This window comes from Cellulomonas iranensis NBRC 101100 = JCM 18110 (assembly GCF_001552375.1).
GTDB classification, from domain to species: domain Bacteria; phylum Actinomycetota; class Actinomycetes; order Actinomycetales; family Cellulomonadaceae; genus Cellulomonas; species Cellulomonas iranensis.
Genome location: NZ_BCRB01000044.1, coordinates 1 through 24406, shown reverse-complemented (window position 1 = coordinate 24406; position 24406 = coordinate 1). Strand labels below are relative to the sequence as shown.

At 75.8% G+C, this 24406-nt stretch carries 24 protein-coding genes and 1 tRNA gene; 11 read left to right on the top strand and 14 right to left on the bottom strand.

Annotation, left to right across the window (positions count from 1 at the left end):
* Positions 1 to 77 precede the first annotated feature (77 nt).
* The gene (locus tag CS2_RS19055; RefSeq protein ID WP_087509199.1) at positions 78 to 236 is read right to left on the bottom strand and encodes a DUF5679 domain-containing protein; all 159 of its coding nucleotides are present in this window, start codon (positions 234 to 236) and stop codon (positions 78 to 80) included.
* Positions 237 to 430: 194 nt separating this feature from the next.
* Here CS2_RS19055 and CS2_RS10680 point away from each other — a divergent pair, with 194 nt between their 5' ends.
* Positions 431 to 1093: a M48 metallopeptidase family protein gene (locus CS2_RS10680; RefSeq protein WP_082740088.1), complete on the top strand. Its 663-nt coding sequence runs from the start codon at positions 431 to 433 to the stop codon at positions 1091 to 1093.
* Between the two features lie 67 nt (positions 1094 to 1160).
* Here CS2_RS10680 and CS2_RS10675 read toward each other — a convergent pair whose 3' ends face one another.
* A complete protein-coding gene (locus CS2_RS10675) occupies positions 1161 to 2594 on the bottom strand; it encodes a zinc-dependent metalloprotease (protein WP_070319980.1) in 1434 nt (477 codons plus the stop codon).
* Between the two features lie 149 nt (positions 2595 to 2743).
* Here CS2_RS10675 and CS2_RS10670 point away from each other — a divergent pair, with 149 nt between their 5' ends.
* Positions 2744 to 3913 (top strand): YlbL family protein, encoded by a 1170-nt coding sequence (locus CS2_RS10670; protein WP_233421148.1) that lies wholly within the window; start codon positions 2744 to 2746, stop codon positions 3911 to 3913.
* 35 nt (positions 3914 to 3948) lie between these two features.
* On the opposite strand, the gene CS2_RS10665 is transcribed toward CS2_RS10670, so the two are convergent.
* Positions 3949 to 4527: a PPA1309 family protein gene (locus tag CS2_RS10665; RefSeq protein ID WP_070319978.1), complete on the bottom strand. Its 579-nt coding sequence runs from the start codon at positions 4525 to 4527 to the stop codon at positions 3949 to 3951.
* Positions 4528 to 4646: 119 nt separating this feature from the next.
* Here CS2_RS10665 and CS2_RS10660 point away from each other — a divergent pair, with 119 nt between their 5' ends.
* Positions 4647 to 7676, top strand: a complete 3030-nt coding sequence (locus tag CS2_RS10660) for a UPF0182 family membrane protein (protein WP_070319977.1) — start codon at positions 4647 to 4649, stop codon at positions 7674 to 7676.
* Positions 7677 to 7806: 130 nt separating this feature from the next.
* Here CS2_RS10660 and CS2_RS10655 read toward each other — a convergent pair whose 3' ends face one another.
* Complete coding sequence (locus CS2_RS10655) at positions 7807 to 8682, bottom strand: LysR family transcriptional regulator (RefSeq protein WP_070319976.1); 876 nt, start codon at positions 8680 to 8682, stop codon at positions 7807 to 7809.
* A 70-nt stretch (positions 8683 to 8752) separates the two neighbouring features.
* Here CS2_RS10655 and CS2_RS10650 point away from each other — a divergent pair, with 70 nt between their 5' ends.
* The 4 genes from CS2_RS10650 (at position 8753) to CS2_RS10635 (ending at position 11407) form a co-directional block, all read left to right on the top strand.
* Entirely contained in the window at positions 8753 to 9748 is a 996-nt protein-coding gene (locus CS2_RS10650; protein ID WP_070319975.1) for a DMT family transporter, read from the top strand.
* Positions 9749 to 9767: 19 nt separating this feature from the next.
* Positions 9768 to 9841 (top strand) — tRNA-Met (locus tag CS2_RS10645).
* Positions 9842 to 10015: 174 nt separating this feature from the next.
* Positions 10016 to 10711, top strand: coding sequence for a PAQR family membrane homeostasis protein TrhA (trhA, locus tag CS2_RS10640; protein ID WP_070319984.1), 696 nt, complete (start codon positions 10016 to 10018; stop codon positions 10709 to 10711).
* Between the two features lie 153 nt (positions 10712 to 10864).
* Positions 10865 to 11407 (top strand): DUF4854 domain-containing protein, encoded by a 543-nt coding sequence (locus CS2_RS10635; RefSeq protein WP_070319974.1) that lies wholly within the window; start codon positions 10865 to 10867, stop codon positions 11405 to 11407.
* 57 nt (positions 11408 to 11464) lie between these two features.
* On the opposite strand, the gene CS2_RS10630 is transcribed toward CS2_RS10635, so the two are convergent.
* Positions 11465 to 12007, bottom strand: a complete 543-nt coding sequence (locus CS2_RS10630) for a hypothetical protein (protein WP_070319973.1) — start codon at positions 12005 to 12007, stop codon at positions 11465 to 11467.
* 163 nt (positions 12008 to 12170) lie between these two features.
* Here CS2_RS10630 and CS2_RS10625 point away from each other — a divergent pair, with 163 nt between their 5' ends.
* Entirely contained in the window at positions 12171 to 13010 is an 840-nt protein-coding gene (locus CS2_RS10625; RefSeq protein WP_156442092.1) for a hypothetical protein, read from the top strand.
* A 58-nt stretch (positions 13011 to 13068) separates the two neighbouring features.
* Here CS2_RS10625 and CS2_RS10620 read toward each other — a convergent pair whose 3' ends face one another.
* The gene (locus CS2_RS10620) at positions 13069 to 13638 is read right to left on the bottom strand and encodes an MOSC domain-containing protein (RefSeq protein WP_070319971.1); all 570 of its coding nucleotides are present in this window, start codon (positions 13636 to 13638) and stop codon (positions 13069 to 13071) included.
* Between the two features lie 159 nt (positions 13639 to 13797).
* On the opposite strand from CS2_RS10620, the gene CS2_RS10615 reads away from it, so the two are divergent.
* Positions 13798 to 14742, top strand: a complete 945-nt coding sequence (locus tag CS2_RS10615) for a DUF808 domain-containing protein (protein WP_070319970.1) — start codon at positions 13798 to 13800, stop codon at positions 14740 to 14742.
* Positions 14743 to 14775: 33 nt separating this feature from the next.
* Here CS2_RS10615 and yidC read toward each other — a convergent pair whose 3' ends face one another.
* The 5 genes from yidC to CS2_RS10590 form a co-directional block, all read right to left on the bottom strand.
* Positions 14776 to 15654, bottom strand: coding sequence for a membrane protein insertase YidC (gene yidC / locus CS2_RS10610; RefSeq protein WP_070319969.1), 879 nt, complete (start codon positions 15652 to 15654; stop codon positions 14776 to 14778).
* Positions 15655 to 15732: 78 nt separating this feature from the next.
* Positions 15733 to 16128 (bottom strand): hypothetical protein, encoded by a 396-nt coding sequence (locus tag CS2_RS10605; RefSeq protein WP_217997382.1) that lies wholly within the window; start codon positions 16126 to 16128, stop codon positions 15733 to 15735.
* A gap of 79 nt (positions 16129 to 16207) precedes the next feature.
* Positions 16208 to 16990, bottom strand: a complete 783-nt coding sequence (locus CS2_RS10600) for an FAD-binding oxidoreductase (protein ID WP_070319967.1) — start codon at positions 16988 to 16990, stop codon at positions 16208 to 16210.
* A 7-nt stretch (positions 16991 to 16997) separates the two neighbouring features.
* Positions 16998 to 17645: a sulfite oxidase-like oxidoreductase gene (locus CS2_RS10595; RefSeq protein ID WP_062101466.1), complete on the bottom strand. Its 648-nt coding sequence runs from the start codon at positions 17643 to 17645 to the stop codon at positions 16998 to 17000.
* Positions 17646 to 17688: 43 nt separating this feature from the next.
* Positions 17689 to 18141 (bottom strand): MarR family winged helix-turn-helix transcriptional regulator, encoded by a 453-nt coding sequence (locus CS2_RS10590; RefSeq protein WP_233421147.1) that lies wholly within the window; start codon positions 18139 to 18141, stop codon positions 17689 to 17691.
* 63 nt (positions 18142 to 18204) lie between these two features.
* On the opposite strand from CS2_RS10590, the gene CS2_RS10585 reads away from it, so the two are divergent.
* Positions 18205 to 18417, top strand: coding sequence for a hypothetical protein (locus CS2_RS10585; RefSeq protein WP_070319965.1), 213 nt, complete (start codon positions 18205 to 18207; stop codon positions 18415 to 18417).
* A 43-nt stretch (positions 18418 to 18460) separates the two neighbouring features.
* Here CS2_RS10585 and CS2_RS10580 read toward each other — a convergent pair whose 3' ends face one another.
* Both CS2_RS10580 and CS2_RS10575 read right to left on the bottom strand, forming a co-directional pair.
* Complete coding sequence (locus tag CS2_RS10580) at positions 18461 to 19354, bottom strand: NAD(+)/NADH kinase (protein WP_046528833.1); 894 nt, start codon at positions 19352 to 19354, stop codon at positions 18461 to 18463.
* Position 19355: 1 nt separating this feature from the next.
* On the bottom strand, positions 19356 to 20360 hold the full coding sequence (locus CS2_RS10575; RefSeq protein WP_070319964.1) for an SPFH domain-containing protein: 1005 nt from the start codon (positions 20358 to 20360) through the stop codon (positions 19356 to 19358).
* Positions 20361 to 20440: 80 nt separating this feature from the next.
* Between CS2_RS10575 and CS2_RS10570 the strand changes: the two genes are divergently transcribed.
* Positions 20441 to 21139: an NUDIX hydrolase gene (locus CS2_RS10570; protein ID WP_070319963.1), complete on the top strand. Its 699-nt coding sequence runs from the start codon at positions 20441 to 20443 to the stop codon at positions 21137 to 21139.
* Positions 21140 to 21179: 40 nt separating this feature from the next.
* Here the strand turns inward: CS2_RS10570 and CS2_RS10565 are convergent.
* A partial coding sequence (locus tag CS2_RS10565; RefSeq protein WP_070319962.1) for a bifunctional proline dehydrogenase/L-glutamate gamma-semialdehyde dehydrogenase occupies positions 21180 to 24406 on the bottom strand: 3227 nt, incomplete at its 5' end.

Below are 24406 nucleotides of genomic sequence, written 5' to 3'. Positions count from 1 at the left end.
GAACGACGAGGGCACCGTCGCCGTGCGACGGTGCCCTCGTGCCGCCACGGACGTGCCGCGGCGCGTGCGTCGGTGCGTCAGGCCTTGCCGAGGATCCGGTTCAGCTTGGTGCCGCAGACGGGGCACGTGGCCTTGGCCATGCGGCGCCCCGACTCCGAGACGACGACCTCGCCCTCGGTCTCGCGCTTCTCCTTGCACTTCACGCAGTAGAACTCGCCTGCCCAGGTGTCGGCCATGTGGTCCCTCCTCGTGCTCGTCACCGGGCGGTGGCATCGCGCCCGGGGCAGGGACCGTGATCGGCCGCCGTGCGGTCACACAGTAGTGGTCGCCCCCGCCGTGCACGTGCGTGTCGGGGTGCGCCGCGCACGCGCGCGCGGGTGAACCGGGGAGTCGGGCCCCGTCGCGGGGTGCGGCGCGCTAGCGTGCGGGGGTGCCGACTTCGCGCGAGGCGACGCCGCGCGCGCGAGCGCGCCGTGACGCCGCGCCGCCCGCGGCTCCCGACGCCGCCACGGGCGGTCCGCTCGTCGAGGTCCGGCGGTCGCGCCGCCGCTCGCGTACGGTGAGCGCGTGGCGTGAGGACGGTCGCACGGTCGTCGCCATCCCGGCGCGCTTCACGCGCGCGCAGGAGCGTGAGTGGGTCGGGCGGATGGTCGAACGGCTCGCGGCGCAGGAGCGCCGCCGCCGCCCGTCCGACGCGCAGCTCGCGGCGCGCGCGACCGAGCTGTCCCGCCGGTACCTGGGCGGGCGGGCGGTGCCGACGAGCGTGCGGTGGTCGACCAACCAGGGCCGGCGCTGGGGCTCGTGCACGCCGTCCGAGGGCACCATCCGGATCTCCGACCGCGTGCGGGGCATGCCGCGGTGGGTGCTCGACTACGTGCTGCTGCACGAGCTCACCCACCTGCTGCAGCCGGGGCACGGCGAGGCGTTCTGGGCCGAGCTCGAGGCGTACCCGCACACGCAGCGCGCACGGGGCTTCCTCGAGGGGTGCGCGTTCGCGCGCGACGGCGCCGACGGGCCGCGCGACGACGGCGACGACGAGCCGTCGGACGACCCGGCCGTGACGGACGAGGTCGGCGCGGGGCCCGACGCCTGACCAGGCCGTCCGGCCCGTGCGGCGGGCGGCGGGTCGCCGACCCGCCGTCGCCCGCCGCCGTGGGCCGTCAGCCCGCGGGGCGGTCCTCCGGCGCGTCGCCCGACGCGCCGTCCGCGTCGTCGAGGATCTGCGCGAGCGCACGGTCGAGGTCGGCGGACTCGTCGACGGCGGCCTGCCGGCGCGCGTCGTAGCCCGCCGGGTCGTCGAGGTCCTCCGACGTCGGGACCAGGTCGGGGTGCGCCCAGACCGCGTCGCGCCCGTCGATCCCGCGCGTCGCCGCGAGGTGCGCCCACACCGTCGCCGCGTCGCGCAGGCGCCGCGGGCGCAGCTCGAGCCCGACGAGGCTCGCGAACGCCTGCTCCGCCGGACCGCCGGCGGCCCGGCGCCGCCGCACCATCTCCCGCAGCGGCACGGCGTGCGGCAGGTGGGGCGTCGCGGACGCGGTGGCGACCTCGTCGACCCAGCCCTCGACGAGCGCGAGCGCGGTCTCGAGGCGTGCCAGCGCGGCCTGCTGCGCGGGCGTCGTCTGCGGTGCGAACACGCCGCCCGAGAGGGCCGCCTGCAGCGCGCTCGGGTCGGTCGGGTCGATCGACCGCACGGCGTCCTCGAGCTGCTCGACGTCGATCGTGATGCCCCGTGCGTACTCCGCGACGGCGTCCAGCAGGTGCGCGCGCAGCCACGGCACGTGCGCGAACAGCCGGCTCGCGGCGGCCTCCCGCAGCGCCAGGTACAGGCGCACCTCCTCCAGGGGGGTGTCCAGCCCCTCGGCGAACGCGTCGACGTTGGCCGCGACGAGCGCGGGCGCGGGTCGCTCGAGCAGCGGCAGGCCGATGTCGGTCGTGCCGAACGCCTCGCGCGCGAGGGTCCCGGCGGCCTGGCCGACCTGCAGCCCGAACACGGCCGAGCCGATGCCGCGCAGCAGCTGCGACGGGTCGGCCGCCGCACCGCCGGGCAGCCCGCCGGGGAGCGCGCCGCAGAGCTCGCCGAACGCGGGGCCGAGCGCACCGGCGAGCGCGGTCGACAGCGACGTCGCGACCGGCTCGGTCAGCACGCGCCACGTCGGCAGGGTCGCCTCGACCCACTCGGCGCGGCTCCAGGCGTGCGTGGCACCGGTCGACGGCGGCAGCTCGGTCGCGGCGTCGAGCCACAGCTCGGCCACCGACAGCGCGTCGCGCACGTCCTTGACGCGCCCGGGCGACAGCGACGGGTCACCGCCGAGCGCGGCCTGCTGACGCGCCAGGTCGTGGGCCATCTGCCAGTTCACGGGTTGGTCGCCCGAGGCGGCGAGCATGCGCTGGACCTGGGCCATCGCCTGCTGCAGCGCGGCCGGGTCGGTGGGCAGGCCCGAGGCCGCGGCCATCGCGGCGGGGTCGACGCCGAGCTCGCGCATCTCGCGGATCGCGTCGTCGGCCGCGGGTCCGAGCATCGCGCGGAGCATCTGCTCCCACTGCTGGGGGCCGGCGCCGTCGGGGCCGTCGGTGGAAGGGACGTCGGGGCTCATGCGTGCCTCCTGGCGCTGCCGGGGAGATCTCACGGTAACCGCGTGGCCTGTGCGAGGGCGCCGTCGGGGGGTCGGGTTCGCTGACGGCGCACACGCGCCGCCCCGTCGTCCGCGCGGCACGCACGGCGGGGTGGTGGATGATCGGTCCCGTGCGAGACCACGAGCCCACGCCCGACCCCTCCGGCGCGTCGCAGGACGCCGTCGCCCCCGGGACGGGCGGCACCGCGGACCACGCCGCGGACGCCGTCGCGCGCCTCGCGACGACGCCGCGCGCGCTCGTGCTGTCGTTCGGGATGCTGGTGTCCGCGGTCCTCGCCGGCGTGCTCGCGGTCGTCCCGGCGCCCTACGCCGTGAACAGCCCGGGGCCGACGCGCGACGTGCTGGGCGAGGTCGACGGCGAGCCGCTGATCCAGGTCACGGGCGCCGAGACCTACCCGTCGAGCGGCGAGCTGCGCCTGACGACCATCTCGGGCACGGGCGGCCCGGGCTTCCCGACGTACCTCGCGAACGTGCTGCAGGGCTGGTTCTCGCCGTCCTCGGTCGTGCAGCCGGTCGAGGCCGTGTACCCGCAGGACGCGACGCGCGAGCAGATCGACGAGTCGAACGCGGGAGCGATGGTCTCGTCGCAGGAGAACGCGACCGTCGCGGCGCTCGCCGAGCTGGGCTACGAGGTCCCGGCCACGCTCGTGGTCGCGGGCACCGTCGAGGGCACCGACGCCGAGGGGCGCCTCGAGGAGGGCGACGTCATCACCGCGCTGGACGGCCGGCCGCTGCCCGACTACCAGACCCTCGTCGAGCGGCTCGCCGACCTCGAGCCGGGCACGACCGTCACGCTGACGGTCACCCGGCACGGCGCCGCCGTGGACGTGCCGGTCGTCACGGGCGAGCGCGAGGACGGGGGAGCGCAGATCGGCGTCTACATCGACCCGTCGTTCGACCTGCCCGTCGACGTCGAGATCAACATCGAGGGGATCGGTGGCCCGAGCGCCGGCACGATGTTCGCGCTCGGGATCGTCGACCTGCTGACGCCCGAGGACGAGGCGAACGGCCAGGACATCGCCGGGACCGGCACCATGGACGTCACGGGCGCGGTCGGCCCGATCGGCGGCATCCGGCAGAAGCTCGCGGGGGCCGCGCGCGACGGCGCGACGTGGTTCCTCGCGCCCGCCGCCAACTGCGACGAGGTCGTCGGCCACGTGCCCGACGGCCTGCGGGTCGTGCGGGTCGCGACGCTGCACGAGGCGCGCGAGGCGGTGGTCGCGATCGGCGCGGGGGCGGCCGACGACCTCCCGACCTGCACCGCGGCCGCCGCGGGCTGACGCCCCGGACCGCCGGGGCCCGCCGGCAGCGCCCGCTACAGCAGCGTGGCGCGCACGGCCTCGACCAGCCCGGGGACGAGGTCGGGTCCCTGACCGACGGCGTCGTCCGCGTCGTGCGCGCGCGTGCGCACCGCGCACCACGCGGGACCGCCGCGCAGCACGCCGACCGCGAGGCGCACGTCCTGGCGCTGCGGGTGCGCCAGGAGCGCCGCGAGGGCCGCGTCGGGGTCGGACGGCAGGTCCTCCTCCGCGCCCGGGGGCAGCACGACGCGCTCGACCGTGACGGCCGCACCGTCCACCGTCGCGGGCCACGACAGCCCCCCGAGCAGGCGCTCGAGGTCCTCGGCGGCGGGGACGCCCTCCTGCTCGACCGACGTGAGGTGCTGGTCGTCGGCCCGCGCGGCCTCGAGCACCTCGGGGGCGAGCTGCTCGGCGAGCCCGGGCTCGGCGGCCAGCGCGGCCTGCGTGCGCACGAGCGCGAACACGCGCACGGGGGCGTCCCAGCCCGCGGCGGCGACGTGGTGCTCGATCTCGCGCACCGCGTCGGCGAGCGCGCGGGTCGCGCGGTCCTCGGGGCTGCTGGCGGGCTCGGGGGGAGTCGAAGGCGTGCTCACGCGACCATCGTCGCACCGTGTGGGAACCTGGGACGCGCCGGGCCCGTTGCCACGGTGGGCGCTCACGCCCGCCCGAGAGCCCACCCGCACCGCCGACCGACGACGAGGACCGCCACGCCGTGACCTTCGCCTCCCCGCCCCGCCCCCGACCCGCCACGCCGCGCCGGCGCGGCCCGCTGGTCCCGACCCTCGTCACGCTCGCCGCGCTCGTCGTCGTGCTGCTCGTCCTCGCGCAGGTGTGGACCGAGGTGATGTGGTTCTCGCAGCTCGGCTTCCTCGAGGTGCTGCGCACCGAGTGGGTGACGCGCGGCCTGCTGTTCGTCGCCGGCTTCGTCGTCATGGCGGCAGGCGTCGGGTTCTCGCTGCGCTTCGCGTACCGCGCGCGCCCCGTGTACGCGCCGTCGACGCAGGAGCAGGCGAACCTCGACCAGTACCGCGAGGCGATCGAGCCGCTGCGCCGGCTCGTGCTGATCGTCGGCCCGGTCGTGCTGGGCCTGTTCGCGGGCGGTGCGGCGTCGCAGCAGTGGAGCACCGTGCAGCTGTGGATGCGCGGCGGCGAGGTCGGCACCGTCGACCCGCAGTGGGGCATCGACCTCGGCTTCTACCTGTTCACGCTGCCCGGGCTGCGCTTCGTCGTGTCGTTCCTCATGGCCGTCGTGGTGCTGTCCGGCATCGCGGCGCTCGCGACGCACTACCTGTACGGCGGCCTGCGCATCGGCGGCGGTCAGGGCACGCCGCGCACGACGCGCGCCGCGCGCGTCCACCTGTCGGTGCTCGGCGCGCTCGTGCTGCTGCTCGTCGCCGCGAACTACTGGCTGGACCGCTACTCGATCCTCACCAAGCAGCAGACGGGCGAGCAGCGCTGGCAGGGCGCGGGCTTCACCGACGTCAACGCCGTGATCCCGTCGCGCGCGATCCTCGCGGTCGCCGCGATCGTGGTCGCCGCGGCGTTCGTCGCGACCGCGTTCTCCGGCAACTGGCGCCTGCCCGCGATCGGCGTGGGCCTCATGGTGGTCGCCGCGATCGTCGTCGGCGGCGTGTACCCCGCGATCGTCCAGCGGTTCCAGGTGCAGCCGAACCAGCAGGACGCCGAGTCGGACTACATCCAGCGCAACATCGACGCGACGCTCGCGGCGTACGGGCTCGAAGACGTCGAGACCAGCGAATACGACGCGAACGTCACGGCCGAGCCCGGCGCGCTGCGCGCGAACGCCGAGACGACCGCGTCGATCCGCCTGCTGGACCCGAACATCGTGTCGCCGTCGTTCAAGCAGCTGCAGCAGATCCGTGGCTTCTACAGCTTCCCGGACTCGCTCGCGGTGGACCGCTACACGATCGACGGCGAGAGCCGCGACACCGTGATCGCCGTGCGCGAGCTCGACCAGAACGGCCTCAACGCGGGCCAGCGCAACTGGACCAACGACACCACGGTGTACACGCACGGGTTCGGCGTCGTCGCCGCGTACGGCAACACGCGCGGCGCGCGGGGCGCACCGGCGTTCTGGGAGGGCGGCATCCCCTCGCAGGGCCAGCTCGGCGAGTACGAGCCGCGCATCTACTTCGGCCAGCAGTCGCCGACGTACTCGATCGTCGGCGGTCCCGAGAGCAGCAACGGCTGGGAGTTCGACTACCCGGACGACGAGGGCGGGCAGGGGTCGGTGCAGTACCGGTTCCCGACGCAGGACGTGTCGGCCGGCCCGTCGGTCGGCAACCTGTGGCAGAAGCTGCTGTACGCGCTGAAGTTCGGTGACGAGCAGATCCTGTTCTCGGAGCGCGTCAACGAGCACTCGCAGATCCTGTACGACCGCAACCCGCGCGACCGCGTGGCCAAGGTCGCGCCGTTCCTCGACCTCGACGGCCGCGTGTACCCCGCGGTGGTCGACGGCCGCGTCAAGTGGATCATCGACGGCTACACGACGTCGGACCAGTACCCGTACGCCGCCGTCCGGTCGCTCGAGGACGCGACGACGGACTCGCTCACCGAGCGCAGCGCGAGCGTGCAGGCGCTGCTGCCCAAGCAGGTGAACTACATCCGCAACTCGGTGAAGGCGACGGTCGACGCCTACGACGGGTCGGTCGACCTGTACGCGTGGGACGCCGAGGACCCGATCCTGCAGGCCTGGACCGAGGTCTTCCCGACGACGCTCAAGCCGATGTCCGAGATCTCGGGCGACCTGATGAGCCACATCCGGTACCCCGAGGACCTGTTCAAGGTGCAGCGCGCGCTGCTCGGGCAGTACCACGTGACCAACGCGGCCGAGTTCTTCTCGGGCAACGACTTCTGGCAGAACCCCGCCGACCCGACGGTCACCAACTCGGACGTCCCGCAGCCGCCGTACTACCTGACGCTGCAGATGCCGGGCGAGGACCAGGCGCGGTTCTCGCTGATGTCGACGTTCATCCCGGGTGGTTCGACGGCCCGCAACGTGCTGACCGGGTACCTCGCGGTGGACGCCGAGGCCGGCAACACCCCGGGCGAGGTCGCGGAGGACTACGGCAAGATGCGGCTGCTCGAGCTGCCGCGCGACTCGACCGTGCCCGGTCCCGGCCAGGCGGCGGCGAACTTCACGGCCGACCCGACCGTGTCCGAGCAGCTGAACATCCTGGCGCGCGGCGACTCGACCGTGCGACGCGGGAACCTGCTGACGCTGCCGGTCGGCGGTGGTCTGCTGTACGTCCAGCCGGTGTACGTGCAGGCCTCGGCGGGCACGACGTACCCGCTGCTGCAGCGCGTGCTCGTGTCGTTCGGCGACGAGATCGGCTACGCCGAGACGCTCGACGGCGCGCTCGACCAGGTGTTCGGGGGTGACTCGGGCGCGGACGCGGGTGACGCGGGCGCGCCGGACCCGGGCACGGGCGTGGACCCGGAGGCGCCGGACACCGGCGAGGACGGGGCCGTGCAGCCCACGCCGACGCCGACGGCCGAGCCCACCGACGGTGCGACGCCCGCGCCGCCCGCCGGCGGCGGCACGACCAGCCCCGACGCGCGCGCGGCGCTCGACGAGGCGCTGAGCCGGGCGCAGCAGGCGATCCGCGACAGCCAGGCCGCGCTGGCCGACGGCGACTTCGCCGCCTACGGCGAGGCGCAGGCCAGGCTCGACCAGGCCATCCAGGACGCGGTGGACGCCGAGGGTGGCCTCGGCGGCTGACGCCCCTGACGTCTGCTGACGTCGCGCGACGGAGCCCGGGACCCCACGGTCCCGGGCTCCGTCGCGTCCAGGGCGGGACGGGGCCGCGCGACGCGAACCTCCGGGGGAGCGTCGCGGGCGGAGGGTCGGGTCAGCGGTGCGTCGCGTCGACGGGCCGGTCGTCGGTGGCGGCGACGAGCGCGTGCACCAGCGGGTGCCACGGGCGGTGCTGCGGGCCCGAGAGCACGAGCTCGCGCACGAGCCCGGGGCGCAGCGGCCGCATGGTCAGCTCGGGCGGCAGCATGGTGCCGCCGAGCGCGGGCATGACCGAGACGCCGATGCCCTCGGCCACCATCCGGATCATCGTCGCGAGCTCGTGGACGCGCTGCGCGACGCGGAACTCCAGGCCCGCGTCGGCGTGCATCTGGCGGACCTGGGGCTCGCACCCGCCCGCCGAGACGAGCAGCCCGTCCTCGTGCAGCTCGGCGAGGTCGATCGCGGGCTCGGTCGCGAGCGGGTGGTCGGCGCGCACGAGCGCGCGGAAGTCGTCGCGCGCGACGAGCCGCGACCCGGGTGGTGCCGGTGCGGGGTCGACGAGCACCGCGGCGTCGACCGTGCCCTGCTCGAGCCACGGGACCAGCTCGTCGTCGGCGCCCTCGAAGACCTGGACGCGCACGTCGGGCAGGTCGCGCGACCAGCGCTGCAGCAGCCCGGGCAGCAGGCCCTGGCACACCGTGGGCACCGCGGCGAGGCGCACGGTGCCGACGTGCCGTCGCGCGGCGCTCTCGGCGACGAACGCGTCGACCGACGCGAGCGCGGCGCGCGCGTGCGGCAGCAGGCGCTCGCCGAGCCCCGTGGGGCGCGCGGGTGCGGCGCGCTCGACGAGCCGCCCGCCGGCCTCCTTCTCGAGCGCCGCGATCGCGTGCGACACGCCCGACTGGCTCACGCCCAGCGCCGCCGCGGCGTCGGTGAAGGAGGCGTGGTCGCACACGCCGACCAGGACGCGGAGCTGGGCGAGGGTGGGCATGAGCAGAACCTATCGGGGCATGACGTCGATGAGTTCGACTCATGTGGGCGGCGCGGGGGATCCTCACGGCATGACGACGGACGGCCGCGTGGCGGCGCAGTACGGGGGTGCGGCCCTCGTGTGGGGCTCGAGCTTCCTGTTCATGAAGGTCGCCCTGGACGGCATGTCGCCCGCGCAGGTCGCGTCCGGGCGGCTGTGGCTCGGCGCGGTGACGCTCGTCGCCGTCATGCTCGTGCTGCGTCGGCCGTGGCCGCGCGGGCGCCGCGCGTGGTGGCACCTGGGGGTGCTGGGCGTGCTGCTGTGCGTGATCCCGTTCCAGCTGTTCGCGTGGGCGGGCCAGCACCTCGCGTCGGGGCTGTCGAGCATCCTCAACGCCACGACGCCCCTGATGACGTCGCTCGCGGTCGCGGCGGTGCTGCCGGCCGAGCGGCTGACGGCCCGGCAGCGTCTGGGCCTGGCCGTCGGCGCGCTCGGGGTGGTGGTCGTCGTCGGCCCGTGGACGTACCTCGGCGACGGCGCGCTCGCGGCGCCGCTGCCCGCCGTCCTCGCGTGCCTCGGCGCGACCGCCTGCTACGGCCTGGGCATGACGTACCTGCGCCGGTTCGTGCGGCCCCTCGGGCTGCCCGCCGAGTCGGTCGCCGCCGGGCAGGTCGTCGTCGCCGCGGCCGTCATGCTGCTCGCCGCGCCCGTGATCGCGACCGGTCCGGTCGCGCTCACGTGGCCGATCGTGCTGGCGATGATCACGCTCGGCGCGCTCGGCACCGGCATGGCGTACGTCTGGAACACCCGGGTGGTGGTCGCGTGGGGCGCGCAGCGCGCGTCGACCGTCACGTACCTCACGCCCGTGGTCGGGGTGCTGCTCGGCATCCTCGTGCTGGGGGAGCGGCTGCACTGGTACGAGCCGGTCGGCGGTGTGCTCGTGGTGCTGGGCGTGGTCGTCGCGCAGGGCGCCGCGCGGGCCCGGGCGGGTGCGGTGCCGGCGGTGCCCGCCGAAGGGGCGGCGGGCGCCGTGACGGCCGTCACGGCCGATCCGGGCGGAACCGATTTGGACTCCCCGCGGCCCTGACGTAGAGTTACAGAGCCGACGCGGGGTGGAGCAGCTCGGTAGCTCGCTGGGCTCATAACCCAGAGGTCGCAGGTTCAAATCCTGCCCCCGCTACAAGATGACGAAGGCCCGGACCGTATGGTCCGGGCCTTCGTCGTGCGTGCTCTGGCACGTCGCCTGCGGTGCTGCGGGAGACCCCGACGGCGCACGCGCCGTCGGTCCCGGCGGCGCTCGGTAGGCTCACGGTCGACAGGACGGCCGCAGGGCGCGTCGCAGGAGAAGGTGGCGGTGGACACGGGCTCGGACCAGACGTCGGACCTGCGCAGCAGGGACGGCAGCGTGCACGTCACGGACGAGCGCATCAACACCGTCACGCACCTCGTCGCGAGCTGCTTCGCGCTCGTCGGGGCCGCGCTGCTGGTCGTGCAGGCGAGCCTCGGGGGCGACCCGTGGACGATCGTCGGCGTCGCCGTGTACGGGGCGTCGGTGCTGACGCTGTTCGTCGCGAGCACGCTGCACCACGGCATCGACCGCGGCCCGCGCGTCAACGAGGTGCTGCGCACGCTCGACTACGACTCGGTGTTCCTGCTGATCGCGGGCACCATGACCCCGCTGGTCCTCGTGCTGTTCCGCACCCCCTACGGCTGGACCGTGCTCGGCGCGGTGTGGGCGGTGGCCGTGGCCGGGATCGTGCTGCGCTCGCTCGTGCGGGACCTGCCCAAGTACGTCACCAACACGCTGTACATCGCGCTCGGGTGGATGCCGGTGCTGCTGGTCGGCTCCGGGGTGTCCCTGCCCGCGGGCGCGTACGTGCTCATGGCCGCGGGCGGCCTGCTCTACAGCGTCGGGTTCGTCATCTTCGTCGTCGAGCGGCCCAACCCCGTGCCCGGCGTGCTGGGGTTCCACGAGATCTGGCACGTGCTGGTGGTGCTCGCCGCGGTGCTGCACTACCTGCTCGTGTACCGGTACGTGCTGCCGGCCTGACCGTCGCGAGACGCGTCGGACGCGACGTGTGACCTTCGTCGCGTCTGCCGCATCTCACCCGCCCAGCCGTGGTCGGCAAGGCCGCGACCAGGCACGATGCCTCTCACAGGTGTCCCACAGGATGCCGTCGCCCCCGCAGGAGAGAAGGCCTTCATGACCGCATCGTTCCGTCGCGCCACCGGCTCGCTCGCGCTGGCCGTCGCGCTCACGCTCGGCGTCGCCGCGTGCTCGTCCCCGTCGGACGACGACGCCGGCGCCGACGCGACGCCGACGCCCGCCGCGACGTCGGCGCAGAGCGAGCCGACCCCGGCCGAGACGGCGCAGGAGTCGGCCGGCGGGGACCTCGCGGAGCAGCAGGCGAAGCTCGAGGACATGGTCGCGCAGTCGCAGTCGTCGATCCCGGCGCTGTACGACGCGTTCCCCGGCATGTACTCCGAGATCGCGATCTCCTCGGAGGGGCCCAGCACGCTTGTCTACTCGTACACGTACTCCGAGGACGCGGTCGCCGGTGCCACGGTCGACCAGATGCGCGAGGGTCTGTCGAGCATCGAGTCGATGCTGCAGAGCGGCTGCGAGTCGCAGGTCTTCCCCGTCATGGAGGCCGGCGGCATCACGGTCGACCCGAAGGTCAAGTACACCTACGCCACGCCGTCCGGCGAGCAGGTCTACGAGTACGTCTGCCAGCCCGCGGCCTGACGTCCGCCGGCACGACGACGGGGCGGTCCGCTGCGGCGGGCCGCCCCGTCGTCGTCCTCAGCGCAACGGGCGGCCCGTGCCGTCCTTGCCGCCGTTGGTGAGCAGGACGATCCCGTCGACCACCGACCAGATCCACACCGCGGGGACGATGAAGAACCCGATGCCCACGAACGTGAGCACGAACCCGACGTACAGGCCGATGAGCTGCGCGAGGCCGAGCCCGATGTTGCCCGCGTACAGCCGGCCGACGCCGCACACGCCGACGAGCGGCAGCAGCAGCGACAGCAGCCCCGCCGTGGTGCGCGACTTCTCCGACCACGGCTGCCCCGACACGGGGTCGACGCCGTACCCGGGCTGCCCGTACGCCGGGTAGCCGTAGCCCGGCGGCGGGTAGCCCGGCTGCCCGTAGCCCGGCTGCCCGTACGGCTGCTGACCCGGCGGCGGCACGGCGTAGCCCGGCTGCGCGGCCGGCAGCCCGGCCGCGGGCTCGGCGTAGCCGTACTCCGGCACGGGCGGCGGGTACGCCTGCGCGGGCGGCTGGCGCGACGGGTCCGACGGGTCCGCCGGGCCCGACGCGTAGGGCGACTGCTGATCGGTCATGCGCGGACAGTAGCGCGGGCGACCCCGGGGCCGAGAGTGAGGTGGCCCGGTGGCGACGTGAGGTATCACCCAGGCGCACGGATCGACGGAGAAGGAGTCGGGCGAACGCGACCCACCGGGCGGCGTGACCTGCCAGAGTGACCTGGTCGGAAGGGGTGTTCTGGTGGACCAGTGGTTGTCGCCGTTGCTCGCGTTCGTCGGCGCTGGCTTCGGGTCGGTGCTCGTGTACCGCGCCAGCCGGGATCAGGAGCGGAACCGGCGCGTCGCCGCAGCAATCGAGATGCTGGCGTCCAGCGACCCTCGCCAGCGCGCCCTCGGTCGTGCGCGCGTCGTGCACCTCGGTGGTCCGCGGACCAAGGAGGCCCAGAGGACGACCGAGATCGCGGCCGTCCTCCTTGCTGACGTGCGGGAAGTGTGTCCGCCGGAGGTTCGTCAGCGACTCGCCGCGCTCGACCCCGACGACGAACTCTCCGTGCGGGTCTCGGACGACGGGCGATCACGGGTGCAGGGCGACAGCGTGCTCGTCGCTGCGTCGCTCGTCGACGCTGCGCGCGCGTATGTCGAGGTTGTCGGCGGCCCCGATGCGTCGAGCGATCAGGTAGTGGCGCGGATCGCGGAGGCGGTCGAGATCGGTGCCATCCCTGTCGCCGCCCAGGCCGAGACGTCCTCGCCGCCGACGTCCGGCGCCGATGAGGCGCTGCCCGCCGATCAGAAGCTCATCGTCGTGAAGCTGCCTCCGCAGGCAGCCGAGCTCAGCCCTGAGGATCTTCGTGAGCGGGCCCGGAAGGCGTGGCGACTGTCGTTGCAGCGTCTGCGCGCGGAGAAGCCGGTGGGGCTCGTCGCCGTGATCGAGCGCTCGGTGAGGGGCGCCTGGCGGATCGACGGCGTCGAGCCCAGCACCGAGGAGGGGCGGGTCGAGTTCCGGCTGGGCTCACCCATGCCGGAGCTGCTCGGTCGCGCTTACCACGACCCTGGGCAGAATCCCGTCCGTTACTGGCCCTGACGGTGCGCGGTGTCCAGTCGTCGAGCGAGATCGGTGGTGCGCATCGGTACGGCACCTCTTAGGGGAGCCGCGGACGGGGGAGCGCGTCGCCCGCGCGGGCCGGGTCGAGCGGGACGGGGCTGACGAGGACGGCCGGTCCCCGGTGCAGGAGCCCGGTGGTCAGCGGACGGCAGCGCACGCCGCCGCGCCCGCCCCGCAGGGCCGGGTGCGCGCCGGGCGCGAGCACGCGGTCCATCCACGCGCACGGGTTCGCGAAGCGCCCGACGCGCAGCGCGACGGCGTCGCCCCCGGACTCGAGCACGACCTCCTGGCCGACGAGCGGCGTGAGGTGGGCGCCGCGCAGCACGACGTTGCGGCGCGCGAGCAGCGGGTCGAACGGCGGCACGCCCAGCTCGGCGGCGACGGCGTCCAGCGCCTCGGCGGCGATCAGCGTGATCGACGCGTCGAGGTGCACGGCCTTGCCGTAGAACCGGTCGCCGACGACGCCCTTGTCGGCCACGACCTCGACACGGTCCGCGTCGGTGGTCGGGACCTGCGCGGCGCCGTCGCGCGGGCGGCCGAAGTACGCGTGCGCGGGTGACACGAGCAGGTGGACGATCTCCACGTCGTACCGGTACGTGTCGCTCACCCGGCGAGTGTCCCCGAGGTCCGTCGCCGCCGCGCGGTCGCGCGCCGCGGACCGCCGCCCGCACGCGCCGCGGTCGCCGGGTGGGGCCGGGCCCCGCGCGGCCCTACCCTGTGCTTCGGCGCGCGACAGGCGCGGCACCGGGCACGGAGAAGGTGGCACATGGCTGGTGGTCTGGCGGCGCTCCTGGACGACATCGCGGCGCTCGCGAAGCTCGCGGCCGCGTCGGTCGACGACGTGGGTGCGGCGGCCGGCCGCGCGAGCGCGAAGGCGGCGGGCGTCGTCATCGACGACACCGCCGTCACGCCGCGCTACGTGCAGGGCGTCACGGCGCAGCGCGAGCTGCCGATCATCGCCAAGATCGCACGCGGCTCGCTGCGCAACAAGCTGCTGTTCATCCTCCCGGCCGCGCTGCTGCTCAGCCAGTTCGTGCCGTGGCTGCTGACCCCGATCCTCATGGTCGGCGGCACGTACCTGGCGTTCGAGGGCGCCGAGAAGCTCTGGGAGGCCGTGAGCGGGCACCACGCCGCCAAGCCCGAGGTCACGGCCGCCGAGCAGGGCCCCGAGGCCGAGGGGCGCATGGTGTCGAGCGCGATCCGCACCGACTTCATCCTGTCCGCCGAGATCATGGTCATCGCGCTCAACGAGGTCGCCGACCAGCCGATCGTGTCGCGCGCGATCATCCTCGTGATCGTCGCGCTCGGTATCACGGCCCTCGTCTACGGGGTCGTCGCGCTCATCGTGAAGATGGACGACATCGGCCTTCGGCTCGCGCAGACCCGCAACGGCGCGACCGCGGCGTTCGGGCGCGGGCTGGTCGCTGCGATGCCCAAGGTCCTCACCGTGCTCTCGACCGTCGGCGTCGCGGCGATGCTGTGGGTCGGCGGGCACATCCTGCTGGTCGGCGTGCACGAGCTCGGGTGGGACGGCCTGTACGACGTGGTCCACCACCTCGAGGACGCCGTGCACGGCGTCGCCGGTATCGGCGGGGTGCTCGCGTGGCTCGTCGAGACCGTCGCGTCGGCGATCATCGGGCTCGTCGTCGGCGCCGTCGTCGTGCTCGTCATGCACCAGGTGCACAAGCGCCGGGGCCGCGCCGCGCACTGAGCCGGGTCCCGGCCGGCGCGCGGCGCACCCCGCTCAGACGCGCCGGCCCGCGCGCCGCCCCGCCCGCCCGGGGTGCGGCAGCACGCGGTCGACGACGAGCTGCTGCCCGACCGACCACAGCGCCGACGTCGCCCAGTACAGGACCACGCCCAGCGGCACGTGCACCGCGGCGACCGCCATGACGAGCGGCAGCACGACGGGCAGCGTCGTGGTCAGGCGGGCCATCGGCACCTCCGGGTCGACCGGCGGCCGGTTGCGCGTCGCGAGCCAGCCCGCGAGCGCCTGCCCGCCGCACAGCACGACCGCGAGGACGATGCCGACGACGAGCGCGCCGGTCGACGCCGCGGCGCCCAGCGTGCCGGCCAGGGGCGCGCCCCACAGCGTCGCGGCGCCGGCCTGCTGCGCGAGGGCACCGGTGAGGGGTCCGACGCCGCCGTCGTGCCCGAGGCCCGCGAGCGTGAGGTACAGCGCGTACAGCACGGGCGCCTGCGCGAGCGCGGGCAGGCAGCCCGCGAGCGGGCTCGCTCCGGCCTCGCCGAGCAGCGCCTGCTGCTCGGCGACGAGCGCCCGGCGCGACGCGGGGTCGGTGCGCCCGCGGTAGCGCGCCTGCACCTGCTGCAGCCGCGGCTGCACGAGCGCCATGGCGTGGGCGCCGCGCACCTGCCGCACCACGAGCGGCAGCAGCACGACGCGGACGAGGACCACCAGCACGACGACCGCGAACGACCACGCCGCGCCCACGGGGTCGAGACCGAGGTCGGTGAGCACGTCGTGGGACGCCACGAGCACGTGCTCGACGAGGACGCGGATCGGGTGGACGAGGGTGGACACCACGGGGATGGCGACGGGCGCAGCGGCGGGTGCGCCGAGGGGCACGGCGACGGGGAGGGCGAAGGGCACGAGGAAGGGCACGGCGGACTCCAGCGAGGACGGCGGGACGGGACGACGAGGTCCCGCGCGCCGCGCCCGGTCAGGGCGGTGCCGGAGGGGTCAGGCGGTCCGGAGGGCGCGCGGGAGCGTCGTCGCTCCCGGTGCCCGGGGGTGCGGCCGGCCAGCCGCCGTCGGGTCCTGCTGACGCGCGGGCGTGCGCGGCGCGCGTGGGTGGGACGCCGGCGCGGGTCCGGTGCGGGGCAGCGCCCCGAGCAGGACCGCGGCGACCGGGACGAGCAGCGCACCCGCGACGGCCAGGCCGGTCGCGCCGACGGCGGCGACGAGCACGAGCTGCAGCGGTGGGGCGACGGGGTCGCCGAGCGACGTGCCGAGCGCGAGCAGCAGCCCGGCGAGCACCGGCACGAGGACGCCGAGGCGGACCGAGACGACGGCCGTCAGCGGGGTCCGGGGCGTGCGCGGGGCGTGGCGTGCGCGCGCGGCGTCGGTGCGTGGCACGTGCGTCACCCCTCCCGGTCCGGTCGCACCGCAGCCTACGCGAGGGTCACCGGCACCCGGCGGCGCGGGGCGGCACGCGTCAGTCCGTCGACGGCCCGAACCGCTCGGCGCGGATCGCGCGCGCCTCGTGCCCCAGCACGAGCAGCAGGCGCGTCATCGCCTCGACGAACGCCGTCGGCCCGCACACGTAGCAGACGGGTGCGAGGTCGGCGGGCCAGCCGTGCTGCGCGACGTCCCGCAGCCCGATGCGCCCGACGGCGCGCGGCGCGTCCGGGGGAGCGGCGCGCGTGAACCACACGTCGGACTCGACGCCGTCGAGGCGCGCGCCCGTGAGGTCGTCGAGGAACATCGCGTCGGTCGGCATGCGCACCGAGTACAGGACCCGGAACGGCGTGCGGTCGCCCGCGGCGCGGCGCGCCCGCACCATCGCGACGAGCGGCGTGACGCCCGACCCGCCCGCGAGCAGCAGCACGGGTGCGCCGCCCGCGGCGCCGGGCTCCCACACGAACCACCCGCCGACCGGCCCGCGGACCTCGATGCCGGCGCCGACGGGGAAGTCGTCGACGAGGTAGGGCGACACCTCGCCGCCCGCGACGCGCTGCACCGTGACCTGCACGTGCGTCGGGTGCGCGGGGTCGGTGGGCGCGCTCGCGGAGTAGGCGCGCGTGGCGGTGTACCCGTCGGCGGCCGTCAGGCGCAGGTCGACGTGCTGCCCGGCGCGCAGGCCCGGCCAGGTGGGCACGTCGAGCACGAGCGTGCGTGCCGTGGCCGTCTCGTGCCACGCGTCGACCAGGGTCGCGGTGCGCCAGCCGTGCGCGACCGCGGAGCGCTCGCCGAGGCGGGGGACGTCGGACGTCGTCATCGCGCGCTCAGTCGCCCTGGTAGCGCTGCTCGCGCCACGGGTCGCCGTAGTCGTGGTAGCCGTACCGCTCCCAGAACCCGCGCTGGTCGTCGCGCAGCAGCGTGATCGACCGCACCCACTTGGCGGACTTCCACAGGTACAGGTGCGGCACCAGCAGCCGCGCGGGCCCGCCGTGCAGCGGGTCGAGCGGGCGCCCGTCGTACGTGTGGGCGATCCACGCGCGACCGCCGAGCAGGTCCGCCACGGGCAGGTTCGTGGTGTAGCCGCCGTAGCAGCCGACCAGCGCGTACTGCGCGGCCGACGGGACGTCGGCGAGCAGCACGTCGAGGCTCACGCCGCGCCAGCGCGTGCCGAACTTCGACCACCGCGTGACGCAGTGCAGGTCGACGACCGCGTCGTCCTGCGGCAGCGCCAGGAGCTCGGCCCACGTCCAGCGCCACGTCGCGTGGTCCTCGGTGCGCACCTCGAGCTGCCAGTGCGCGGTGTCGACGTTCGGCGTCGGCCCGGCGGACAGCACCGGGAAGTCGTGGACCTCGTACTGGCCCGGCGGCAGCGCGACGCCCGACGGGCGCGGGCGCCCGTGGAAGCCGGGGGTCAGGGCCGGGGTGCCGCTCGGGTCGGTGCCCGGTGCGTCGCTCGGGGTCACGGGAGCCATGCAACACCCGATCGCCCGTGCACCGACAGGGGGTGGGGCGAGGTCAGTCGCGCACGCGCTCGCAGGCGTCGATCACGAGCTGCGACGCGCGCCGCACCTCGTCGATCTGCTCGACCGTGAGACCGAGCCGCTCGACCATCGTCGCGGGCACCTGCTCGGCGCGGGCGCGCAGGTCCCGGCCGGCGTCGGTGAGGTCGATGCGCAGCGCGCGCTCGTCGTCCTCGGCGCGCGTGCGCGTCACGAGGCCGAGGGTCTCCAGGCGGCGGACCAGCGGGGACGTCGTCGCGGGCTCGAGGTGCAGGTGGTCGGCGAGGTCGCGCAGGGACAGCGGCGCGTACTGCCAGAGCGCGAGCATCGCGAGGTACTGGGGGTGCGTCAGGCCCAGCGGCTCGAGCACCGGCCGGTAGAAGCCGACGAGGCTGCGTGCGGCGGCCGACAGCGCGAGGCAGACCTGCGCCTCGACCGCGAGCGGGTCGGCGGGCGCGGGCGTGGTCACGCGCCCCATCCTAGGCATGCGATAGTGAGTGCACTGACCATGAGTGCACGAACGGAGTCGGCCATGACCCAGCGCAAGGCCCGGTTCGACGCGACCGCCTGGCTCGCGCGCTACCTGCTCGGCCCCGCGCAGGTCACCGACCCGCGGCGGGCCGGCCGCGAGGTGACCGAGGACGAGCGGGCGCGCGAGGGCGAGCTGCGCGGCGGGTTCGAGCGCGTCGTCGACGCGTCGGGCCGCGTGTACCTCGTCGCGCGCGACGAGGCCGACCAGGGCTGACGCACCTCGCCCTCGCGCACTCCGAGGCAGCCGGACGTCGCGGTCATGGCGCGACGAGCCGCAGCCGCCGGTCGGACACGCCCACGCGCACGGTCTGGCCCCACGTCGCGGTGAGCCGGTCGGCCTCGAGCCCGTCGCCGAACACCACGAGCGCGTCGGACTCGACGACGAGCGCGAGCTCCTGCCGCGCGGCCAGCAGGCCCGCCGTGCGGTCGGCGCCGGTCGCCGGCGACGGCCACGCCTCGCGCACGAACCACGCGAGCGCGTCGTCGCCGGGCCCGGGCAGCGGGGGAGCGTCGGTGCGGCCGCGCGCGAGCGACGTCGCCCAGCCCGTCGCGCCGGTGCCGGTGGTCACGACGACGCCCGACGACGACTGCCGCTCGACGCCCTCGGGCGCGGCGAGCCGGTAGCGCGCCGACTGGTGGCCGACGTGCCCGACGTAGACGTCGTTGAGCGCGTCGAGCGCCGAGCCGTCGTCGAGGGTCGCGCGCACGAGAGCACGTCCCTCGACGACGGCCGTGCCGCGCACGACGTCGCCCAGCACGTGCGCGACCCGGTCGGCGCGGTGCCGCACGAGGACGCCCGCGTTGCGCCCCGGCTCGGGGTCGACGCCCACGACCGGCTGGTCGCGCAGGTACTTCGCGGTGTTGGCGACCAGGCCGTCGGGTCCCACCACGAGGCACACGTCGTCGGGGTCGAACGCGAACCGGTGCAGGTCGCCCCGCTCGACGTCCCCGCGCCGCCAGTCCGCGGGGACGGCCGCGCGCACGGTGCGCAGCGCGTCGGCGAGCGCGTCGTGCCGCGCCTGCACGTCGGCCAGGTCCCGCCCGCGCGTGCGCAGGAAGAACTCGACCTGGCCGCGCGTGCCGTGCCGGTCGACGAGCTCGTCGAGCTCCGAGCGGCGGTGCACGACCACCGCGCGCGGTGCGAGCGTCACGTCACTCGCCCCGCCGGGTCGTGAGCGCCGCCAGCGCGCCCGTGAGCAGGTCGGGCGTGACGGTGACCTGCCCGATCTCCGGCAGGTGCGTCGCGAGCTCGCGCAGCGCGGCCGCGAGCAGCACGCCCTGCGGCACCTCGGCCAGCGCGGCCATGCGGGCGCGCTCGGCGGCGCCGTCCGCCTCGCCCTGCAGACGCGTGGCCTCGGCGTCCGACGTGGCCTGCAGGTGGCGGCGCTCGGCGCGGCCGCGGGCCTCGATGAGCCCGGCCGCGGCGGCCTCGTCGGCGCGCGCCCGGGCGTTGGTGCCCTCCTGCGCGACGAGCTGCTGCTCACGGCTCGCGAGCTCGATGCGGTTGCTCAGCTCGTTCTCGGCGATGGCACGCTCGCGCTCGACGGCCAGCGCGCGCCGCTCGTACGTCGAGCGGTCGGCCTCGGCCTGCGCGGTCTCGCGCGCCGGGGTCTGCAGCGCGCGCTCGAGGTCGGCGTCGGCACGCACCGACCCGACGCGTGCGCCCAGCACGCGCAGCCCGGTCGCGGCGACGCGCTCGTCGGCGACGAGGGCTGCGGTGACGCGGCGCCCCAGCGGGCCGGCACCCGACGTGACCGCCTCGCGCAGGGTCGCACCCGCGAGCGCGTCCATGACGTGCCCCGCGGCGAGCTCGCCCAGCAGGCGCCCGACCTGGTCGAGCGGGTTGCCGGTCCAGCGGCCGCTCGCGGGGTCGACGCTGAAGTCGAGGCGCTGCGCGACGAGGTCGGGGTCCTCGAAGCGGTAGCTCACCGTGACCTGCGCCGTGACGTCCTGCAGGTCGGCGGTGCGGGCGTGCGCGACCAGCGGTAGCTCGCGGTCGTCGACGGGGACCTCCGAGAGCGCCGCGGTGAGCGGCCGGAACCAGAACGCGAGCCCGACGCCCGAGCGGCGCACGCGTCCGCGGCGCAGCTGGAGCACGTGGGTCGTGGGGGTCGAGCGCAGGTGCCGGACCCCGGGGTAGCGCGTGATGGTCGCCATGTCTCCTCCTCGTGTTGTCGTCAACATGACGATAAACACGACCGTGGTTTTTCGTCAACATGACGAGATAAGGTGTCGGCATGGCGACCCGCTACGACCCCGCCGACTACCCGCCGTTCGCGGTGACCGTCGACCTCGTCGTCCTCACGCTGCGCGACGACGCGCTGCACGTGCTGCTCGTCGAGCGCGGCGCCGACCCGTGGCGCGGCCGGTGGGCGCTGCCCGGCGGCTTCGTGCGCCCCGACGAGGGCCTCGACGCCGCCGCCGCGCGCGAGCTCGCCGAGGAGACCGGCGTGCGCGACGTCCCCGGGCACCTCGAGCAGCTCGCGTCCTACGGCGACCCCGACCGGGACCCGCGCATGCGCGTCGTGTCCGTCGCCTACCTCGCGCTCGCGCCCGACCTGCCCGAGCCGCGCGCCGGGAGCGACGCCGCCGGCGCCGCGTGGGTCCGCGTCGACGACGCGCTCGCGCGCCCGCTCGCGTTCGACCACGCGCGCGTGCTCGCCGACGGCGTCGAGCGGGCGCGCGCCAAGCTCGAGTACAGCCCGCTCGCCGCCGCGTTCTGCGCCGACGAGTTCACGGTCGCCGAGCTGCGGCGCGTCTACGAGGCCGTGTGGGGCCGGCCCCTCGACCCGCGCAACTTCCACCGCAAGGTCACCGGCGTGCCCGGCCTGCTCGTCGACACCGGCCGCACGCGCGCCGAGGGACGCGGCCGCCCCGCGGCGCTGTACCGGCGCGGCGACGTCACGACCCTGCACCCGCCGCTCAGCCGCGACTGAGGCCTCGCGGGACGCCGCCGGGGCCCCGGGGAGGGGCCCGTCAGCGCACGACCGGCAGCACGTCGTCCGTCAGCGGGTGCGGCGTGCCGAACCGGTGCGCGGTGACGCTCACCGCCTGCTCGCGCAGGAACGGCAGCAGCTCGACGCGCCCCGCCTCGGTCACCGGGTGGTCCCACACCGCGACGTCCGGGCGCCCGCCCGTGGCCGCCGCGACGTCCGCCGCCGCACCGCCGACCAGGCGCACGCGACCGCCGTCGAGGCGTGCGACCCGGGCGGTCCACGCGGCGTCGTCCTCGACGTGCACGGCGCCGACCTCCGCGACCGCGGCCGCGAGCCGCGCGGGCAGCGCCGTGGGCACCGACACCACGACCGGTGCGCCGGCCTCCGCGGCCGCGGCCACGACGCGCACGACGTCCGCGACGGGCGCGTCGTCGGACCGGCGCACCAGCACGGGCGACGGCACGGCCAGGTGCCGCAGCACGTTGCGCTCGGCCACCAGCCCGCTCACGTCGCGCGCGGCGAACAGCTCGGCCCACGCGGCGGCGTCGCTGCGCGCGGCCCGCTCGACGCGCTCGGCGTCGGACGCCGGCAGGTCGGCGCGCGCCGCCGCGAGCAGGCGCCGCACCGCGGGCGACGTGACGGTCGCCTCCGCCGCCGCGGGTGCCGACGCCCACGAGCCCAGGCCCGCGAGGTAGCTGGGCCCGCCCGCCTTCGTGCCGGGGCCGACGGCCGAACGCTTCCACCCGCCGAACGGCTGGCGCCGCACGATCGCGCCCGTGGTGCCGCGGTTCACGTACAGGTTGCCCGCCTGCACGCGCGCGAGCCACGTGCCGATCTCCGCCGGGTCCAGGCTGTGCAGTCCCGAGGTGAGCCCGTAGTCCACGTCGTTCACGAGGTCGATCGCCTCGTCGAGCGTCGCCGCGGTCATGACGCCCAGCACGGGCCCGAAGTACTCGGTCCGGTGCGTGCGCGACCCGCGTGCGACCCCGGTCACGACGCCCGGGGACCACAGCCGCCCCGCGTCGTCGAGGCGACGCGGCGCGAGCGCCCACGCCTGGCCCGGCTCGAGCGTCGTCAGGCCCGTGAGCAGCTTGCCCGCGGCCGGCTCGATCAGGGGGCCGACCTGCGTGCGCGCGTCCTGCGGCAGCCCGACGGCCAGCGACGACACCGCGTCGAGCAGCTGCGAGCGGAACCGGCGCGACGTCGCGACCGACCCCACCAGCACCACGAGCGACGCCGCCGAGCACTTCTGCCCCGCGTGCCCGAACGCCGAGGCCACGACGTCACGCACCGCGAGGTCGAGGTCCGCCGACGGCGTCACGACGATCGCGTTCTTGCCGCTCGTCTCGGCCAGCAGCGGCAGGTCGGGGCGGAACGAGCGGAACAGCTCGGCGGTCTCGTACGCGCCCGTGAGCACCACGCGGTCGACGGCGGGGTGCGCGACGAGCGCGCGGCCCAGGGCGTCCTCGTCGACCTGCACCAGCCGCAGCACGTCCCGCGGGACGCCCGCGTCCCACAGGGCCTCGGCGAGCACCGCGCCGCAGCGCTCGGCCGGCCCGGCGGGCTTGAGCAGCACCGCCGAGCCCGCGGCGAGCGCTGCGAGCGTCGACCCCGCCGGGATCGCGACCGGGAAGTTCCACGGCGGCGTGACCAGCGTGAGCGCCGCCGGCACGAACGTCGCGCCGTCGACACGGTCGAGGCCGCGCGCGAGCTCGGCGTACCAGTGCGCGAAGTCGACCGCCTCGGAGACCTCGGGGTCGCCCTGGTCGACGGTCTTGCCGGCCTCGGCCGCCATGACCTCGAGCAGCGCCCCGCGGTGCGCCTCGAGCGCGTCCGCCGCGCGGTCCAGCACGGCCGCGCGCTCGGCCGCCGGGCGCGCGCCCCACGCCTCGCCGGCCCGGCGCGCGTCACGGACCAGCGCGTCGAGCACGCCGGCGTCGTCGACGCGTGCCGCGTCGGCCCCCGCGGCACCGAGCGTCGATCCGGGGACGCGCGCGAGCACGTCGCGCACCCACGCGCGGTGCTCGCGCACCGCGGGGTCCGTGTCGGGCGTGTTCGTGAACGCGCCGGGCGCCGACGGCGGCACCGCGGCGTGCCGGTCGGGGACCCGGTGGCGCTCGGGCGCGGGCGCGTCGACGTCGCGCAGCGCCGCGAGGAACCGCTCGCGCTCGCGCTCGAACAGCGCGTCGTCGTCGGCGAGGTCGAACACCGCGGACATGAAGTTCTCGCCCGACCCGCCCTCCTCGAGGCGCCGCACGAGGTACGCGATCGCGACGTCGAACTCCCGGGGTGCGACCACCGGGGTGTAGAGCAGCAGCCCGCCGACGTCGCGGCGCACGGCCTCGGCCTGGCCGGGCGCCATGCCCAGCAGCATCTCGACCTCGACGCCGTGCCGCACGCCGCGCTCGCCCGCGAGCAGCCACGCGTGCGCGACGTCGAACAGGTTGTGGCCCGCGACGCCCAGCCGGACGTTCGCGATCCGCTCGGGCGTCAGCGCCCAGTCGAGCACGCGCTTGTAGTGCGCGTCGGTCTCCTGCTTGCTGCCCCACGTGGCCAGCGGCCAGCCGTGCACCTCGGCCTCGACGCGCTCCATCGGCAGGTTCGCGCCCTTGACGAGCCGCACCTTGATGCCGGCGCCGCCCGCGGCCCGGCGCCGTGCGGCCCAGTCCTGCAGCCGCTGCATCGCCGGCAGCGCGTCCGGCAGGTACGCCTGCAGCACGATCCCCGCCTCGAGCGTGCGCAGCGACGGGCGGTCGAGCAGGCGCGTGAACACCTCGACCGTGAGGTCGAGGTCCTTGTACTCCTCCATGTCGAGGTTGACGAACCGGGGCGTCGGAGCCGACGCGGCCTGCTCGAACAGCGGCGTCAGGTGGGCGACCACGTCCTCGACGGCCGCGTCGAACGCCCACGGCGCGTGCGGCGCGACGACCGACGACACCTTGACGGACACGTAGTCGACGTCGTCGCGCGCGAGCAGCCGCCGGGTGCCCGCGAGGCGACGCTCGGCCTCGCGGCGCCCGAGCACGGCCTCGCCCAGCAGGTTGACGTTGAGGCGCACGCCGTCACGGCGCAGCCGCGCGACGGCCGGGCCCAGGCGCCGGTCGGTCGCGTCGACCACGAGGTGGCCGACCAGGTGACGCAGCACGCGTCGCGCGACGGGCACGACGACGTCCGGCAGCGCGGGGGCGAGCGCGCCGCCGAGCCGGACCGCGGCGCGCAGGTGCGGCGCGAGGAACCGCGGCGGGCGCGCGGCCAGCTCGCGCAGCC